At 62.1% G+C, this 17,009-nt stretch carries 11 protein-coding genes; 4 read left to right on the forward strand and 7 right to left on the reverse strand.

What is annotated here, in order from left to right; all coding sequences use genetic code 11:
- Positions 1-175 precede the first annotated feature (175 nt).
- The gene (locus VGN12_04190; protein HEY4308633.1) at positions 176-745 is read right to left on the reverse strand and encodes a hypothetical protein; all 570 of its coding nucleotides are present in this window, start codon (positions 743-745) and stop codon (positions 176-178) included.
- A gap of 388 nt (positions 746-1,133) precedes the next feature.
- Positions 1,134-1,352: a carbon storage regulator CsrA gene (csrA, locus tag VGN12_04195; GenBank protein HEY4308634.1), complete on the reverse strand. Its 219-nt coding sequence runs from the start codon at positions 1,350-1,352 to the stop codon at positions 1,134-1,136.
- Positions 1,353-1,826: 474 nt separating this feature from the next.
- Here csrA and VGN12_04200 point away from each other — a divergent pair, with 474 nt between their 5' ends.
- Positions 1,827-3,287: a Gfo/Idh/MocA family oxidoreductase gene (locus VGN12_04200; protein ID HEY4308635.1), complete on the forward strand. Its 1,461-nt coding sequence runs from the start codon at positions 1,827-1,829 to the stop codon at positions 3,285-3,287.
- 298 nt (positions 3,288-3,585) lie between these two features.
- Here the strand turns inward: VGN12_04200 and VGN12_04205 are convergent, their stop codons facing one another.
- The 5 genes from VGN12_04205 to VGN12_04225 all read right to left on the reverse strand — a co-directional run bounded on the left by VGN12_04205 (position 3,586) and on the right by VGN12_04225 (position 11,620).
- On the reverse strand, positions 3,586-5,721 hold the full coding sequence (locus tag VGN12_04205; GenBank protein ID HEY4308636.1) for a hypothetical protein: 2,136 nt from the start codon (positions 5,719-5,721) through the stop codon (positions 3,586-3,588).
- Between the two features lie 177 nt (positions 5,722-5,898).
- Positions 5,899-7,131 carry a glycosyltransferase family 4 protein gene (locus VGN12_04210; protein HEY4308637.1) on the reverse strand — a complete coding sequence of 411 codons (1,233 nt, stop codon included), beginning with the start codon at positions 7,129-7,131 and terminating at the stop codon, positions 5,899-5,901.
- A 174-nt stretch (positions 7,132-7,305) separates the two neighbouring features.
- Positions 7,306-8,799, reverse strand: a complete 1,494-nt coding sequence (locus tag VGN12_04215) for a J domain-containing protein (protein HEY4308638.1) — start codon at positions 8,797-8,799, stop codon at positions 7,306-7,308.
- Positions 8,800-8,805: 6 nt separating this feature from the next.
- Positions 8,806-9,879, reverse strand: coding sequence for a hypothetical protein (locus tag VGN12_04220; GenBank protein ID HEY4308639.1), 1,074 nt, complete (start codon positions 9,877-9,879; stop codon positions 8,806-8,808).
- Positions 9,872-11,620: a molecular chaperone HscC gene (locus VGN12_04225; protein ID HEY4308640.1), complete on the reverse strand. Its 1,749-nt coding sequence runs from the start codon at positions 11,618-11,620 to the stop codon at positions 9,872-9,874. Before VGN12_04225 ends, VGN12_04220 begins: the two co-directional genes overlap by 8 nt.
- Before the next feature lie 253 nt (positions 11,621-11,873).
- Here VGN12_04225 and VGN12_04230 point away from each other — a divergent pair, with 253 nt between their 5' ends.
- The 3 genes from VGN12_04230 (at position 11,874) to VGN12_04240 (ending at position 16,824) form a co-directional block, all read left to right on the forward strand.
- Positions 11,874-14,729: a DUF1553 domain-containing protein gene (locus VGN12_04230; protein ID HEY4308641.1), complete on the forward strand. Its 2,856-nt coding sequence runs from the start codon at positions 11,874-11,876 to the stop codon at positions 14,727-14,729.
- Between the two features lie 15 nt (positions 14,730-14,744).
- The gene (locus tag VGN12_04235) at positions 14,745-16,235 is read left to right on the forward strand and encodes a DUF1501 domain-containing protein (protein HEY4308642.1); all 1,491 of its coding nucleotides are present in this window, start codon (positions 14,745-14,747) and stop codon (positions 16,233-16,235) included.
- Positions 16,236-16,485: 250 nt separating this feature from the next.
- Complete coding sequence (locus VGN12_04240; protein ID HEY4308643.1) at positions 16,486-16,824, forward strand: DinB family protein; 339 nt, start codon at positions 16,486-16,488, stop codon at positions 16,822-16,824.
- Positions 16,825-17,009: the final 185 nt, after the last annotated feature.

The raw sequence follows: 17,009 nt of genomic DNA on the forward strand, positions 1-17,009 counted from the left end.
ATGTTGCATGCTTATTCCGCTATCGCGGAAAAAGCATGGCACGATTGCGGCGCAATGTGCGCTGTCATAGTGACGCTGCGACGCAGCTTCTTCTAATCTGCGAAAATCGGCGCAAACTGCGGACGACAAAGCTTGGTGCGTCGAGGACGCACCCTACAACCACAGATTGCTACGACTACAGCGGTCGGCGCGGAAGTTGGCGCGGGAAGGGAAGCGGCGCGACCGGTGGCAACGGGCCGGAGCCCGATTCTTTCCAGCCGCGGCGGTCTTCTTCGCTGGCGTAATAGCGCAGCCAGACTTCGGGATCGCCGCCGGCATCGGCGCAATCCCAGTGAAGATAATTGTCCGACCGCTCCAGCTTCTTTTCCGGCGACGACAGAATGTCCCGATAGATCAGGCAATAGAGTTGCCGATCCGACAAGTGATCGGTGAAGTCAAGCACGATCCGCTTGTCGTACAGCCGCTGGATCGTGTCCCACAAAAGATCGTGCAGTTGCTCGTCGTTCAGCGCGTCAGGGCGGGGCAGTTCGAGCTTTGGCTCGAACCATTCGCCGATCGGCAAAACGGGCGCCCGCTCCCAGGCCAGCATGCTGGCCAGGTATTCGTTCTCGACGCGCGTGGGGAGCTCGCCGACGTTCAACTGGCTGATCGAGTCGTCGAGGAATGGCTCAAGCTCGTCACGCAACTGCGCGTTGCGCAACAAGTGATCGACCTCGTCCGATCGTGAATATGAAGCTTCTGACATAGTGTGGATGACCCAACCTGCACTCTTGAGATGCCTGTTCACGTGCCTTGAACTTTGAATTTAACAGCAATTGCAAAGCGATCAATAGTTCTGCGCAATTGCCGTGAGCGCTTCTTACACTTGTGGGGCGAATGCACCACTACGACCGTAACAACGTGGCGGCGCAACCCGCACGACCGGCAAAGTCACGGCAAACTTCCCCAATAATGTGCGAACAAGACTGAAGGTCGAAGTTGAAAAGTCGAACTTTTGTAGACAGGTTGCCAACGGATCGAGATCACACCGCGCTGTTGCGAGACGGAATGCATCAGTAACATCTGCGGCGCAATACGCCGCTGCGTCCTCGACGCACACGTTTGCTTAATTCAGCCAACGAAATCGGCTGCTGCTAGCGCGCGGAAGATTTCGCCGTGCTCATTTCGACGGTGATTCCGTCGGATAGCAGCGATTGCTGGATGCGCTCGAAGATCTCGCCGCGATGCACGGTGACGGCGTCGGGGGCGTCGATGCCGATGCGGACTCGATGTCGAGAGAGCTGAACCACGGTAATCGTTACCGTTTCGCCAATCCGGATGGCTTGCCCGGTTTTTCTGGTCAGCACGAGCATGGTCTCCTCCCTACGGAAAAAATGACAGGGACCACCGGCGAGTCATGCGCCGTGCTGGCACTCTATCGAAGCCGCGTGAGCGGATGGTGAGCGCCGGACCAGGATTGCGTGAAAGAAAGCTGCTTCAGGGGGCGTCATGCGCGGCGAGCCGGATTTTGTACCTCCCGGGGCCGAGTGTTACGGGCAGGTTCTTCCACGCGTTTCCAGGAAAACCGCTCGAACCGTAGCCCTTTGCAGTCCGGCTTGCCGTATCAACGACGGCCGTTCACCCACCCTGCGGTCGGCCCGAAATAGTTGCCAGCCGATGGGCGTGCGGGTAGCCTACGGGGAAGCCGATTGTCGGAGCCCCGGCCGTTTGCGAGCGGGAAACGCCCGAGGGTTCTTGAATCCGGCTTGCTCCTGCCGGCACGTATCGGTGCCGCACACGCCTGGGTCCTGCCGTCCGCCCCACCAGAAAATACGAAAGGCCTCGCCATGTCGAGTTCGACTCGCCGTACGTTTTTGAAGCAGTCGCTGGTTGCCGCCGGAGGCATGTCCACCTTCGCCATGGCCGGCAGACGGTCGGCAGCGCGCGACCTGGGGCCGAACGACACCATCCGCATCGCGATCGCCGGGCTGAACGGCCGTGGCCGCGAGCACGTTAAGCAGTTTTCGAACATGAAGGGGGTCGAGATCGTGTACCTGGTCGATCCGGACGAACGTGCTTTCGGCACGCGGATCCCCGGCTCGCCGATCCCGGTCGACACGATCAAGGAAAAGACCGGCGTCACGCCGAAGCTGGTCAAAGACATTCGCGAGGTGCTCGACGATCCGAATGTCGATGCCATCACGATCGCAGCGCCCAACCATTGGCATTCGCTGATGACGATTTGGGGCTGCCAAGCCGGCAAGGATGTGTACGTCGAAAAACCGGTCAGCCACAACATTCATGAAGGGCGGATCGCGGTCGAAACAGCGCGCAAGCACAATCGCATCGTGCAACACGGCACGCAAAGCCGTTCGAGCAACGGTTGGGCCGGCGCCGTGGACTTCATTAAGAGCGGCGCCGCGGGCAAGCTCTTGGTATCGCGCGGCCTGTGCTACAAGGGACGCGGCAGCATCAAGACTCAGCAGCCGTCGGATCCGCCGCCGCAATTGGACTTCAACCTATGGCTCGGCCCCGCGCCCCAACAGGCGTATCACAAGAACCTGGTGCCGTACAACTGGCACTGGTTCTGGGACACCGGCAACGGCGACATCGGCAACCAGGGCGTTCATCAGATGGATATCGCCCGCTGGGGTATTCCCGGTGCCACGCTGCCGAAGAGCGTCGTCAGCCTGGGCGGTCGCTTCGGTTACGAAGATCAAGGACAGACGCCGAATTCGCAGATCTCGGTCATGGACTTCGGCGATACGCAGTTGATCTTCGAGGTGCGCGGCCTGCGTACGCCCGACTTCCACGGCGAGAAGGTCGGCAACTTCTTCCATTGCGAAGGGGGCCTGGTGACCGAAGGGAAGTTCTATCCCAAGGACAGCACCGAAGCACAGCCGATCGCTAGCGCGCCGCGCGGCCCCGGCGGCGGCCACTTCCAGAACTTCATCGAGGCGGTGCGCAGCCGGCAACAGTCCGACCTGAACGCCGACATCCTGGAAGGGCATTACTCCAGCGCCCTGTGCCATTTGGCGAACATGTCGTATCGGTTGGGCGAAGAGACTCCCTTCGTGCCGCAGACCAAATCGTTCGGCGACAATGCCGAGGCGTACGAGACCTTGGCGCGGATGGAAGAGTACCTCGGCAAGACCAACTCGATCCCGCTCGAAGGGCTCAAGTATCGGCTAGGCCGCAAGCTCACCGTGGACGGGCCGAACGAGACGATCACCGGAGACGAGGACGCCGTAGCACTGCTGACACGCAACTACCGAGCACCGTTTACCGTGCCCGACAAGGTCGCCTAAGCGGCCAGAGCGTGTCATCCATTCTCACCAAAAAACCTCTGTGACTTCTGTGTGCTCGGTGGCTGAATCCCTTAGTTCTGGAATTTGCCACCGAGGGCACAGAGATCGCCGAGGTTCTTCAATCTGCGTCCATCCGCGCAATCTGCGGATCGATCATGTATTCGTTTCGACGAATGCAGGACGCAAAGAATCCATCCGCAGATGACACAGATTTCGCAGATTGGTGGACGCGCGCTGGTAGCCGCACATTGTATTTCAAGAATCTCTGTGGCCTCGGTGCACTCGGTGGCTAATTGCCTTAACCGGGCGCGGGCGGTTTCAAGCCGCGGCGGATGTCCTCGGCTTCGATCTCGGGCCGTTCGAGCATTTCGCCTGGCGGGCCGTCCAGGGCACGGGCCACGTCGTCGTCGGTCAAACGATAGACGAGGATCGAGTAGCCGATTTCGTCGTCCGGTTCGCGTTGGCGCAAGAAACTGGCCAACCGACTGAATCTCAGCATTTCGTACGCCCAGAAAACTTTGGCCCAGGTACTCTCGGGCGCTTCGCGCATTAGTTCGGCGAGCCCTGCCTGGGTGCCGGAGCGTGCTTGGAAGCTCTCGACTCGTTCGCGCAGTTGCTCGTACTGTTGCTGGTACGATTGATTCCACAGGCCCGAGTACGGGATCGCCACACACTGGAGCATCGTGGCGCTGATCAGATACGTGCCGCCGGTCAGCGGCCGCGGCACGGCAGGCTGCCAACGATCAGGATGTGACGGCAGCCGCACGGCCTCGATGCCATACAGCTCAGGCGGAGTGGGGCCGAAGTACGACAGGTAAACCCGCTCGCGATTGGTCGCGTCCTGCGGATGCGCGTCGAGCCAAGATTTCAGCCCTTTGAGATCCTGCCCCCAATCGAGCGAGCTATCGACCAGATGGCGGTATGCATTCCCAGGTCCACCGACTGCCAGATTGAAGTAGGCCAGATAGTTCGGCCAGGTCCAGATCGCTTCGAACGCGGTAAATGCGAGCGCCGCGGCGACAACGGCGCTCATCACAGGAGTCGATCGCGGGTTGGCGCGCTGGGGGGCGGGCGTTATCCACGTAACGGCAGCGCCGGCCAGAATAAAAAGCGGCGGATACACGGGCAGCAAATGCCGGTGCCCGATATTCAGATGACTGGCGAGCGCAACGCCCCAATACACGGCGAGCAGCACCAACAACGGCGCGATCTCGTAGAGCAGCGCCAGGCGATTATCATTTGCTGAATCGGGGGCGCTTCCCGAATGACCACTGCGCAATTTGATCCCTATCGCACCTGCGGCGGACACCAGAAGCACAAACAGCCCCAGCGGCGTCTTCGTGGCAAAACAATACGGAAAGAAGGCGAGCCAGCCGCCGCGGCGCACCTCCCCGTTCAGGAACGCATTGCGATCGGACGCCAGGTGCAAGGTATGGCTGAAGCCGAACAAGTACGCCTCGGGCAGCAGACGATGCTCGCGCGCAAAACCAATGCCCGCGTCGGTCCTTGCCGAGCCGGTGGCAACGTCCTGCCAGGGGACTTGCTCGTCCGGCTGCGCGATCGCCGGATTGAGAAGTGAATAGCGGAAGCCGAAGGCCGTCCAAATCGAAAAGGCGACCATTAGCACAAGCACCGCGACGACCGCGCTATAGAGGGCCAGGAGCCGGCCCTTCCCAGATACCTCCCAGGTGCGACCAAGCTGCACAAGCGAAGGGGCGCGATGGCAAAGTCGCACAACCAAAAGCGCCGCGCCCATCGGTACGATCGTCGGCGCCGAGAATTTCGACAAGAACAAACCCGACAGTGCCAGCCAGGCCGCGACCAGCGTGCCGGCCGACACGCGTTTCAGCAGTAACCACCACGCCCCGACCGCGGCGGTGAAAAACAATGCCGTGGCCATGTCCGAGGTGATCAAGAAGCCGTGGGCGAGCATCGTCGGCGAAAAGACGAACAGCGCCAGGCTAAACAAACCGGCCCCAGGGCCGAACAAGGCTCGCGACCAGGCATAGACGATCAATGCCAGCCCCACGGCCAAGAGCGCCGTCATCACGCGCCCCTGTACCAGCAGGCGATCGACGTCATTGCCCGAGCGAAAGAACAACAGCTCGGCGAAATCCCATTCGTGCAGCGTGCGCCACGACGGGTCTTCGAGCGATGGGAACCGAGAGCCCCCTAGCCAGGCGGGCAGGGCGCACCATCGTTGCGGCAGATGCCCACTCTCGGGCAGGATCCGGTAATCATGCGTGGTCCAATCGCTGATGCCGCCGGTGAGATGAATCGGTTCGTCGTACGCAGGCGACTTCTGCCCGATGGCGCTCAGTCCCAAGATTAGGAACAAAGCCAACAGCGCACCGACCGCTAAAGCCGTCGGCAGCGAAAAGCGTGCGGGCACGGGCGAGGCGGGATTGCGTTTCGATGTTGCCCGCGAATTCACGCCCAACCTCGCTGGCGATTTCCCGTGACGCGTCTTACACCAGACGCACGGCCCTGCTCGTAAAAACAATCGTCGCCTGCCCATCGCGGCGGCACAAGATGCGAGCGCCGTGGGATTCCGATCCGGTTGCCACGATCGCGGGTTACCCGATCGCTTCTCAGGAACAGTCGCGCCGGCCTAGCGACGTGCGAACTCGGCATCAGACCGCGAGGGCATGATCGTTGACTGCCGGGCCATCGCCTGTGGAACGGACTTGATCGAGCGCGATTCCGAGACGCCTCCGCCGCGCAGGCGGGAGTAGAGGTCGAGATGCTGCCGGGCGATGTGTCGCCAGTCGAATTCTTGCACGATCTGCGCGGCGTTACGGCCGTAACCGTGCGTGACCGATTCATCGGATAGTAATTCCGCGAGCGCGGCGGCGAGTGCCGTTGGGGATTCCGGCGGCACGAGCAAACCCGTCTGATCCGGCGTGACCAGGTCCGCCAGGCCAGGGATCATCGTGCCGACGACTGGCTTGCCGGCGGCGAAGCTTTCGAGCACGACCAGCGGAAACGCCTCCCAGGTGCGCGACGGAATCACGGTAAAGCGGCAGTTCTGCAACAACCAGACCTTGGCGGCGCCACTGACAGCGCCGACGAAATGGACGCGTCCCGCGAGGCCTAGCTGCGCACATTGCGCGGCAAGCGCCGTGCGTTCGTCGCCATCGCCGGCGATCACTAGCGGCGTGGACAAGTGTGGCGGCAGTTGCGCCAGGGCATCGACCAGCACGTCAACCCCTTTGCGACGATTCAATCGCCCGAGGAACAGGATGTACTCGCCGGCCGGAATCGCTGACGACAACTGTTCGGGCCGGGCTAGCGTCTGGGCAAACGGCGCGAGATCGACGCCATTCGGGATGGCTTCGATCGTAGTCGCGGTCGGACAAAGCCGCTGGTACCCCGCGGTCGTAAATTTGCTGATCGAGATCAGGGCATCGGCCGCGGCCAGGCTGCGCTCATACCGAGCAGGGATGCCGGGCTTGGCCAGGCGTCGCCCGGCGGCATGCACGTCACCGCCGTGGCTGGTAATCACCAGCGGCACGCCGAACTCGTCCCGGCACAGCGACGCCAGGTAGGCGCACGGATAAATCGAGTGGCAGTGCAACACATCGAACGCATGGCGACGAAACGCGCGTCGCAGAAAGGTCGCATACCATTCGACAAAGTAGCGCGTCGAAACAAAACGCGGATGCCGCAGCACCGGGTAGGGCAACTGCGCATCGTGCGCGGCGACGCGGCGGCGTTTGGGCGGCGGCGCCAGCACCAGTGGTTCGTGTCCCAGCGCAAGGAACTGCCGCGCCAGGGCGTCAATCACCAGCTCCTGGCCACCCAGCTTCGGCAGGGCCGTTTCGGTGTAAAAGCAGATCCGCATCCAGAAAGACTCCGCGCGAAATCGTCAGGTCCGTGCGGCGTCGATCATCCGGCACGGCCATGCTCCCGAACGGCGCGCAGCGGTCGCTGCGACCGTCAGGGCCGCCAGATGATAGCCGGGCCTGGTATTTTGCGGAATGGCAAACAGCTTGCGCGGGCTGCGACAGCTGATAGCTCAGACCTCGCCGAAAATACGGTGCGCTAGATACACGCACTCGAGCGTCCGATCGGCGCTGATGGCGTTAGACAGCCGCCGCCGAGAGCCGGTAACCAGCTCCGGATCTTCGTCAATCAGTTCTGCGATGTCGGAAGGCGCAATGGCCTCTTCGCAGCAGAAACTCAGAAGCGCGTGGCGAAACTTTTGGTATTTATACCAGGGGCTTTCGTAGACGAAGTTCCGAGCCACCATCGCCAGGCCGGAACGCGATGTATCCAGCTCGGGCAAATCGCAATGACATCCGACCTGATAGAGGGTGTTGCTGACGCGGGCGGCCAGAAGAGGCGACGCCGTGGCCAGTGCGTCGAGGACTTTGAGCGCGCTATTGGGAGATTCGACGATCCGCGCAGCGAGTTGACGCGCATCCTGCTCCAGCTCGGCCGCCGGGAAAAGTACGGATGCCTGAACAAAGTCGAGGATGTGCGGCGCGATACTGGACGTCCAGGGGGAACTTTTAATGCGATAAAGTCCGCGCCATGTACGGGCATCGCGCAGCAATCTTTCGCTTTCGTCAAAGGTCGTTTCGAGCCGCGAGTGCAAATGGTGGGCGCCGTTGAGTTGACGACTCAGCGTCTGGACAAAGTCGGCATGCGGCTCGCGTTTGTCCCATGCGGCATGCTCGATCGCACGAAAGAGTAAGTTGGCCCAGATCAACTCGTCGACGGCCAGGATGCGCGCGGCCGAGGACTCGATGTCGCGCGTCATGGTCTCCACGCATAAGGATGGGCGGGTTGTCTGACCGTGGCCCAGACGCTGGCAAGCACGCCAACGGCAATCGAGTAGGTCCGCGATGTCGCGCGGGTCGGAGAGCGCGAGCACAAGTTGCTCGACAGGCTCCAGCAGGGCCTCCTGCGGCGAGGCCTGCAGGCGTTGACGAAATATCGCCCCCAATCGCGACGACAGCCCGTGAACGCGCAATCCCTGTGTTAACCAATCGAGCGCGGTGCGAGCCGGCGAGGCCTGCGGATAGGTGAACGCCAGCCAGTACAGACGCAGATACGCCTCTTCGGGTTGATCCCCGGCCAGGACACGTCTCGAGATGTCCGCGTACGCGCTATCGACATTGCCGGCCAGGGCTTCCTTCCAGGCGCTCTCGAAGGGATCGGCTGGGATAATCCTCTCTGACGTTGGCGCTACTGGTCCGGGATCAGTCGGGGCCGAATCGTTATTCGGCGTAGACGTAACGGTAATCTGTGCGGTTGGCGGGACGTCGAACGAAATCGAAACGTGACCTTGGTCAATGATCCAATTCTGCCCAGTGGCGAGCCTTTGAAGTGCTTCGTAGGCGTCGCGCAGGCGTCGGAATTCCTTGGGATAGTGCTCCGGCTTGTAAATCTTGATGAGCCGTACGTAAGCTCGCTTCACCTCGCGCGCGTCGGCGCCCGGCTTGACCCCCAACAATTGACGGGGATCACGCGGCCATTCACGCATGTCTTCCGGTAACGGCTTCACGCTGCGTTATTCCTGTTTGCCATTGCGATCGGGAACCAAGATGTGCAACCGATTGGCGTCCTTCAAATTGCGCTCGCGGCGATGGCGACGTTCGAACGCCGATTGGCGGCGGCGCTCGAAGTCGCTCAGCGATTCATTCGGATTCGGCAGCGGCTGAGGAGCAAGCCCCTGCTGTTTGCGCTCTTGCGACCCCTCATATAGACGCTGAATTATTTCTTTCGCCACTTCGACCTTATCCCGATTGACGGCGCTTGGCACGGTGTACATCGGCACGGGATTTATGGGAGGAGGGCTAGGTTTGCGCGATTCGACAAACCACCCCAAGGGCAACGCAAGCAGCATGAATGCGCCGAACAGCAAGGGAAACGTGCTGCGGCGTAGCTTGGCGACAGCCGCTCCCCCTCGGCGATTGCGGCGTGCCTCGGCGATTCTCTGCCGACGAAGCCGCCTGCGCGATGGCCGCGTAGCAAGGTAGTTGACGTAACGCGGATCGCACGCTGCGATATCCGAATAGTCGTCCCGCAGCTGCACCGCCGCGGTGCGCCACCGCACGACTTCGCCCGAGAGAGTCGCCAGGTTTGCTTGTCGGCGGATGGCGCGCTCGGCCGGTGGCAAGGTCCCGGCGGCCAACAGTTCGTCGGCCAACGCCCGTGCATCACTTTGCGCATCGGGGAACTGGTCGATCGGCGTGGCCAGCGACGACGCCACGCGATCGACGCGGGCCAGCAACGTCGGAATCCCTGCACACTTTCTGGTCAGTACCAGGCGGCGTTCGCGCCGCTCTGCTGGCGAAAGCCCGCGCGACTCCTGGGCGAACTTTTCGAGTTCTGCTTGCAAGGCCGACGTTAGGAAACGCTGCGCGGCGCGTGGCAATGCCGCGAAGTCCTGTACGGACGCGTCGTCGGCAGTCAGCAGTGCGAGGGCATAGCGCGATTCCGCCGTCGGCAGGAATTCTGCGGCATCCAGCCGATTCAAGAACGCCCGGCGCGCTTCGTCCGGCGTGTGCCCCTCAGGCAGGGACAACTCACCGCGTGCCCAGCGTCGCAACAGATCGACGGTCTCGACAGATAGCTCAGGCATCCGCATCCTCCGCGGCGTCTTCCTGACCTCCGTCGTGAACGTCCAGGAATTCGACGAGCGCTACGCGAAAACGCTCGATCGCCTGCGCATCCTTGACATCTAACGCACCCTCGAACCCATCCAACAGTCCGGTGAGAAACTCGCGCTCGGCGAGAGGCAATTCGCGATACACACGCTCGGCACGCTGCAGCAAAAAGCGATTTGTGGCTTCTTCGCGCGGGCTTGTCTTGAGCTTGGCCATGTCCCGGGCCGCGGCCTCGATCTGGGCCGCGGAGAGACCTTTGGCGTGTTTAGTGATCAAGCGACGCATTCTTTGTTTGGTCGAGACGACCGTTGCTTCGACTTCGAGCACTCCGTTCAGGTCATACGTGAAGCGGACATCGACATATTCCGAACCGGCCGGGCCACGCGGAATTTCCGAGACCATGAATTCACCCAGCAGCAGGTTTCCCGCCACGCGTCGGCTTTCGCCTTGATAGACTTTGACTTTGAGCTGCGTCTGATTGGCGTCGAGCGTGCTGAACCGCTTCACTTCGCTGACGGGAATCGTGGTGTTGCGATCGATAATGGGGGCAAAATAGCCGTCGCGCCGCTCGCGGCCGAATTGTTTGCTGGTTTCGATTCCCAACGAAAAGGGGCAGACGTCCGTGACGACCAGGTCCGCGACACCGCGGTGCTGCGCGATCAGACCGGCCTGCACGGCGGCGCCTAGCGCGACGACTTCGTCGGGGTTGAGCTTCTGCCGCGGCTCTTTGTTGAACATGCGGCGTACCAATTCGACCACGGCCGGCATCCGCGTAGCGCCCCCCACGAGAATGACCTGATCGATATCGTTGCGCCCGAGCTTCGCATCCCCCAGAGCGCGACGGATCGGCAATTCGACGCGGGCCAGCAGCGATTGTGTCCACTGCTCGAAGTCTGGACGGCGTAGGGTCACTTGCGGCGCGTCGGGACCAAATTCTCCGTCCCGAGTGCAAATCCGCACCTCGGCGGTTTCGTCGCGCGACATCCGGCGTTTGGCAATCTCGCACTGTTGAATGATGCGCGATACCAGACGCGGTGCTTGCGCCTCGGCATGTTCAAACGACAGCCCCTGCGTTTCCAGCACGCGCGCCGCCATGGCGCGGGTGAAATCCTCGCCCCCGAGAAAGCTTTCGCCGGACGAAGCCCGGACCTCGACGGCCCCCTCGAAAATCTCGACCACCGAGACGTCGAACGTACCGCCCCCCAGATCGAAGACCAGGATCAACTTATCCTCGGCCGCTTCGTGAAAGCCGTAGGCCAGGGCGGCCGCCGTGGGTTCGTTGACGATGCGCTCGACAACGAAGCCGGCCATTTCGCCAGCCGCGATCGTTGCCTTGCGCTGCTGATCGTTGAAATAGGCCGGGACCGTGATCACGGCGCGGCCGATCGTTTCGCCGAGCGCGGCCTCGGCATCTTGCTTCAAGGAACGGAGCACCAGGCTCGATAGCATTTCCGGCGTGAACTTGCGCCCGCCAAGTGTCGTGGACCAATCTGAGCCCATGAATCGCTTGAACAGTGATGCGCACCGGTTCGGCTCGGTCACTTGCAACTCAAACGCCGCTTGCCCGACCAGCAACACCCCGGCTTTATCGACGGCAACCACGGACGGGGTGAGCGGCTGGCCCAAGGCATTAGGGATAATGCGCGGACCATCGTCGGTCAGGTGGGCGGCCAGCGAGTTGGTCGTGCCCAGGTCGATTCCGAGGATCGTAGCCATCGAATTGCCCGCTAGGAGTGGAATGTGGGTCCTTCATCATGGCAGACACATGGGCACGATTCCAGTTCGGGGGCCGCGACGTTTCTGGGGGTTGGAGATTGTTGCGGCTCGGCGGCGTCGTTAAAATTTCTAACAGTGTTCGATCGTGCGACGGAGGTTGATTTCTGAGTCGCCGCCCGACCGGACGCCGCGTCCCAAAAGGCTGTAATTAACCAGCCACCCGCCCACAGCGCATCCCGCCTTCGAGGTTCGCATGCCCCGGCTTTGCATGATCAGCCGGCAACGAATGGTCGCGATTTTTTGCGCGGCCGTTTCGGTTTGCGTAAGCGCAGGCTCGTTGCTTTCAGCAGCGCAGGCCGATGACGCTGCCACTCGCGTCGATTTTGCAAGCGATGTTGCACCCCTGCTCGTGAAGAAGTGCCTGGGTTGCCACGCGGGGAACGATCCGGCTGGGGGACTGAATCTGACCGGCCGCGATAGCGTACTGTCCGGCGGTGAAAGTGGCGCTGCGATCGTGGCGGGTAAACCGGACGAAAGCCCGCTCTTGGATCGGGTGCGACGGGGCGAAATGCCGCCGCCGGAGAAAGGGGAGCATCTGACCGAGGCCGAAGTTTCGCGCCTGGCGTCGTGGATCGCCGACGGTGCGAATTGGCCTGCGGATCGCGGGCTCAGCCCTTATGAATATTCGACCGAGAAGCGCGCCGGGCTCGATTGGTGGTCGTTGCAGGCGCCGGTGTGGCCGGACGTGCCGGCACAGGCAATCGACTGGGGACGCAACGCGATCGATGCCTTTATCGCGCGCGGCTTGGTCACGGCAGGACTGGGGCCGACGCCCGAGGCTGACCGGCGGACGCTATTGCGTCGCGCGAAGTTCGACCTGCTAGGGCTGCCGCCGACGCCCGAGGAGGTCGACGAATTTCTGGCCGACGCGGCGCCCGATGCGTACGAACGATTGATCGATCGTCTGCTCACTTCGCCCCACTATGGCGAGCGGTGGGGCCGGCACTGGCTGGACGTCGTCCGCTTTGGCGAGACCGACGGCTACGAAACGAACAAGCCGCGGCGCACCGCGTGGCCCTATCGCGATTACGTGATCGATGCCTTGAACGATGACAAGCCGTTCGCACAGTTCATCCTCGAACAATTGGCCGGAGATCAACTGGGCGCGGACGCCGCGACCGGTTTTCTGGTCGGCGGTACGCACGACGTCGTCGGCATTCAGAACATCGAAGGGCAATTGCAGCAGCGGGCCAACGATCTGGACGACATCTTGTCTACGACCGCCACGACTTTCTTGGGAATGACGGCGGGCTGCGCGCGGTGCCACGATCACAAGTTCGATCCAATCACGCAACGCGACTATTACGCGTTGCAAGCGGTGTTCGCCGGAGTACGGCATGGCGAGCGCGATTTAAAACCCCCGGATTATGAACAACGGCAGCGCGAGGAACCCGATGTCCGGCGCGAATTGGCCACGATCGAGCGCCGCCTGGCCGACTTCGAGCCTTTAGCAATAGTGGCCGACGGAGCCGCGGCGCAACGGGCGCCGGTGCATACAAGCGCAAACGTCGATCGATTTGTTCCAGCGCCGGCGAAATTCGTGCGCTTCAGCGTGCAGGCCACCACCGGCGCGGAACCCTGCATTGACGAGCTAGAGATCTACACCGCCGAAGCGACCCCGCGCAATGTGGCGCTGGCTTCAGCCGGGGCGAAGGTAACGGCCTCGGGCGTTTATTCGGATGGGGCGTCGCCGCTGCACCGGCTCGAGCATGTTAACGACGGGCAGTACGGTAACGCCCGCAGTTGGATTTCTTCCGAGAACGGTGCCGGCTGGGTCATGGTTGAGTTGGCCGAGCCCGTGGAAATCGCACGCGTGGCCTGGGCGCGCGACCGCGAAGGGAAATTCGCCGACCGTCTGGCGACGAAGTATCGCATCGAATTGGCGCTACGGCCTGAGCAGTGGCAGACCGTGGCGACGAGCGACGATCGCCGGCCGTACGTTGCTGACGCGAAACCCCCATCGCTATCGCCCGAAACTGTGCCCGCCGCGCAGGCCGAGGAATTCAAAACTCTATTGGCCGATCGCGACCGGTGGCTGGCGCATCTGCCCAATGCAGGCACTCGCAAGATTTACGCCGGCACCTTCGAGCAGCCGAAGAGTACGCATCGGCTGCATCGCGGCGATCCGATGCAGCCGCGCGAAGAAGTCTCGCCCGGCGCGATTGTGGCGCTTGGTAATCCTCTGTCACTGGCCGCCGATACGCCGGAGCATGAACGTCGGTTGGCACTAGGACGGTGGCTCGCCGATCCGCGGAATCCTCTGGTCGCGCGTGTCTTGGTCAATCGGTTGTGGCATTACCATTTCGGCCAAGGGCTGGTAAGCACGCCGAGTAATTTTGGATTTCATGGAGGGCATCCCTCGCACCCCGAACTGCTGGACTGGCTGGCGAGCGAATTTCTCGCGCGCGGCGGCAGTCTGAAAGCGATGCATCGGCTGATCCTATGCTCGGCAACGTATCGTCAAGCCAGCACGACTAGCGCGACGGCGTCGACCATCGACGCGGACACAAGGATGTTATGGCGCTACCGACCGCGCCGGCTCGAGGCCGAGCCGATTCGCGATGCCATCCTGGCCGTTAGTGGCAATCTCGACTTGCGCCGCGGTGGGTTGGGATACGATCCTTTTGAGCCGGACGACAGTTATGTACACATTTATGTGCCGCGGCAGTCATTCGGACCGGCCGAGTGGCGACGCATGGTCTATCAACTGAAGCCGCGCGTATTGCAGGATGCGACGTTCGGTGTGTTCGATTGCCCGGACGCCAGCCAGGTATCGGCGAAGCGAAATATCTCGACCACCGCGATGCAAGCCTTGAACTTGCTCAACAGTCCCTTCATGGTGCAGCAATCGCGCGAGTTTGCGGCGCGCGTGCGGCGCGAAGCGGGCGACGATGCCACGGCACAGGCGCGACGGGCGTTTCGTCTGGCCCTGGCGCGCGAGCCCGACGCCGACGAATTTGCGCGGGGCACGGCTCTCGTCCGCGACCACGGCTTGGAAGCGTTGTGCCGGGGGATTTATAACGCCAGCGAATTCATCTTTGTGGACTGACGTGCCATGCCGGACATGAATGACGACACTCGACTGACTCACGCCGGGCGCAACATGCTCGATCGGCGCGGCTTTCTCAATAGCTCGATCGGCGGGCTGGGATCAATCGCGCTGGCCGGACTGCTCCAGCGGCAGGGGCTGTTGGCTGCGACGAATCAGCAACCTTCACAGCGCCCCGCCATTCGCACCGAGGCACCGTTGGCCGCGCGCACCGGGCATTTTCCTGCGCGGGCCAAGCAGGTGCTGATGATCTTCTGCTCGGGGGCCTGCAGTCCGCTCGATACTTGGGACTACAAGCCGGAATTGATCAAGCGCCACGGGCAGCCGATGCCGGGCTTCGAAAAGCTGGTCACGTTCCAGGGACCGTCGGGCAATTTGACCAAAAGCCCTTACGAGTTCCGACCGCGCGGGGCCTCGGGCAAGTACGTCTCGGATCTGTTGCCACACCTGGGCGAGCAAGTCGACGAAATGTGCTTCATTCATTCGCTCACGGCCAAGAGCAACACGCACGGCCCGGGCGAAAACCAGATGAGCACGGGCTTCACGATCGAGGGCTTTCCGAGCATTGGCGCTTGGGTGAGCTACGCCCTGGGGAGCGAGAACGACAATCTGCCGGCCTTCGTGGCGATACCCGACCCACGCGGAGGCCCGCAGACCGGGCCAGCCAACTGGTCGAGCGGCTTTCTGCCGGCCGTGTTTCAGGGAACCAGCTTCACCAGCGATCGCCCCATCACGAACCTGGCGACGCCGGTTGGGTTGTCCGCAGCCGACGACAACGCCGCTCGCGACTTCGCGCGCTTCTTGAACGACAAGCATCTGGCACAACATGGCGGCGATAGCGAACTAGCGGCGCGGATTGCCAGCTATGAACTGGCGGCGCGTCTGCAACTGAGCGCGCCCGAGGTGGGCGATCTGTCGCGTGAAAGCGCCGCCACGACCGAAATGTACGGCGTGAACGATGCCAATCCGTTGCTGGCCGGTTTCGGCCGAAATTGCCTGCTGGCTCGGCGGCTGTTAGAGCGCGGGGTGCGGTTCGTGCAGCTCTTTAATGGCGCTTATGCGATGGGCGAGGGCGTAGGCAACTGGGACGGCCATAAGCAACTGAAAAGCGATTACGACCGCCACGGGCCGATCCTGGACAAGCCGGCCGCGGCACTGCTGCGCGATATGAAAGCCCGCGGGATGCTACAAGATACGCTGGTCGTCTGGACCACGGAATTCGGACGCATGCCGGTGTTTCAGCAAGGCGCGCAAGGCCGAGATCACAATCCCGAAGGGTTCACAGCCTGGATGGCCGGGGCCGGCGTAAAGCGGGCGTTCAGCTACGGTGCAACCGATGAGTTCGGCTATCGGGCCGTCGACAAACCGGCGACGGTCTATGATTTTCATGCCACGATCCTGCACCTGCTGGGTTTGGATCACACCCGGCTGACCTACACACATAACGGCGCCGACCGCCGGCTGACCGATGTTCACGGCCACGTGATCGAGGGCATTCTGGCCTAAAGAGCCCGCTGAAGAAGTCGACCGAGTTACGCGATCGCACGAACTGCTAGGGCGGAGGGCATCATGACCCAGGCATCGCCTGACGACATGGCAATCGGTGCGGCGTTTCTGGTCCAGTCGCGCGATCGCCTGGCCGCGGCACAGCAATTGATTCTTCACTGCGAGTTGCAACTGGACAAGCAGCAGTTGTGGTGGCGCCCCCGAGAAAGTCAAAACAGCGTCGGCAACCTGATCCTTCACATGACGGGCAATGTGGCGGGAACGGATCGTCAGTGTCGTGGGGGGAGCGGAGAGCGTGCGAGACCGGGCGGCGGAATTTGCCGAGCACGGACCGATCGCTCGCGATCAATTGCTGGCAGAGTTTCAGCAGTCGGTCGCCGACGCCGACGCGGTGCTGGCCCGTCTACCCCCCGCGCGGCTGCTGGAACCGCGGTCTTATCAAGGCGTCAACCGCCAATTCGATCTTGACAGCATGGCGGTAATTTTTCACACCCTATTGCATACGGCAGGTCACGCGCAGGAAATCGTGTTCATGACGCGACTTACACTTGGCGATGTGTACAAGTTCGCCAATCCGATCGGGAAATGAACAGCCAATTCCGCGGAGAATGCCGGCAAACTCTCGTCTGACGGGCTAGCGGCGCACGGGAAAATCGCGGCTCATGCGCGGTTGCCTCAGCGGCAGGAGCCCCCTATAGAAAAAGCAAGGTAGGACGCATACAGGGGCTTTTGCCTTTTCACTCCAATTCGGACATACTAACGGGCGGAACAGAG

It is taken from the genome of Pirellulales bacterium (assembly GCA_036499395.1).
Taxonomy (GTDB): domain Bacteria; phylum Planctomycetota; class Planctomycetia; order Pirellulales; family JACPPG01; genus JACPPG01.

Coding starts and splice junctions, on each gene's coding strand:
- csrA (HEY4308634.1), bottom strand. CDS start 1,352: ATGCTCGTGCTGACCAGAAAAACCGGGCAAGCCATCCGGATTGGCGAA.
- VGN12_04230 (HEY4308641.1), top strand. CDS start 11,874: ATGCCCCGGCTTTGCATGATCAGCCGGCAACGAATGGTCGCGATTTTT.
- VGN12_04235 (HEY4308642.1), top strand. CDS start 14,745: ATGAATGACGACACTCGACTGACTCACGCCGGGCGCAACATGCTCGAT.
- VGN12_04225 (HEY4308640.1), bottom strand. CDS start 11,620: ATGGCTACGATCCTCGGAATCGACCTGGGCACGACCAACTCGCTGGCC.
- VGN12_04220 (HEY4308639.1), bottom strand. CDS start 9,879: ATGCCTGAGCTATCTGTCGAGACCGTCGATCTGTTGCGACGCTGGGCA.
- VGN12_04240 (HEY4308643.1), top strand. CDS start 16,486: ATGTGGCGGGAACGGATCGTCAGTGTCGTGGGGGGAGCGGAGAGCGTG.
- VGN12_04190 (HEY4308633.1), bottom strand. CDS start 745: ATGTCAGAAGCTTCATATTCACGATCGGACGAGGTCGATCACTTGTTG.
- VGN12_04210 (HEY4308637.1), bottom strand. CDS start 7,131: ATGCGGATCTGCTTTTACACCGAAACGGCCCTGCCGAAGCTGGGTGGC.
- VGN12_04200 (HEY4308635.1), top strand. CDS start 1,827: ATGTCGAGTTCGACTCGCCGTACGTTTTTGAAGCAGTCGCTGGTTGCC.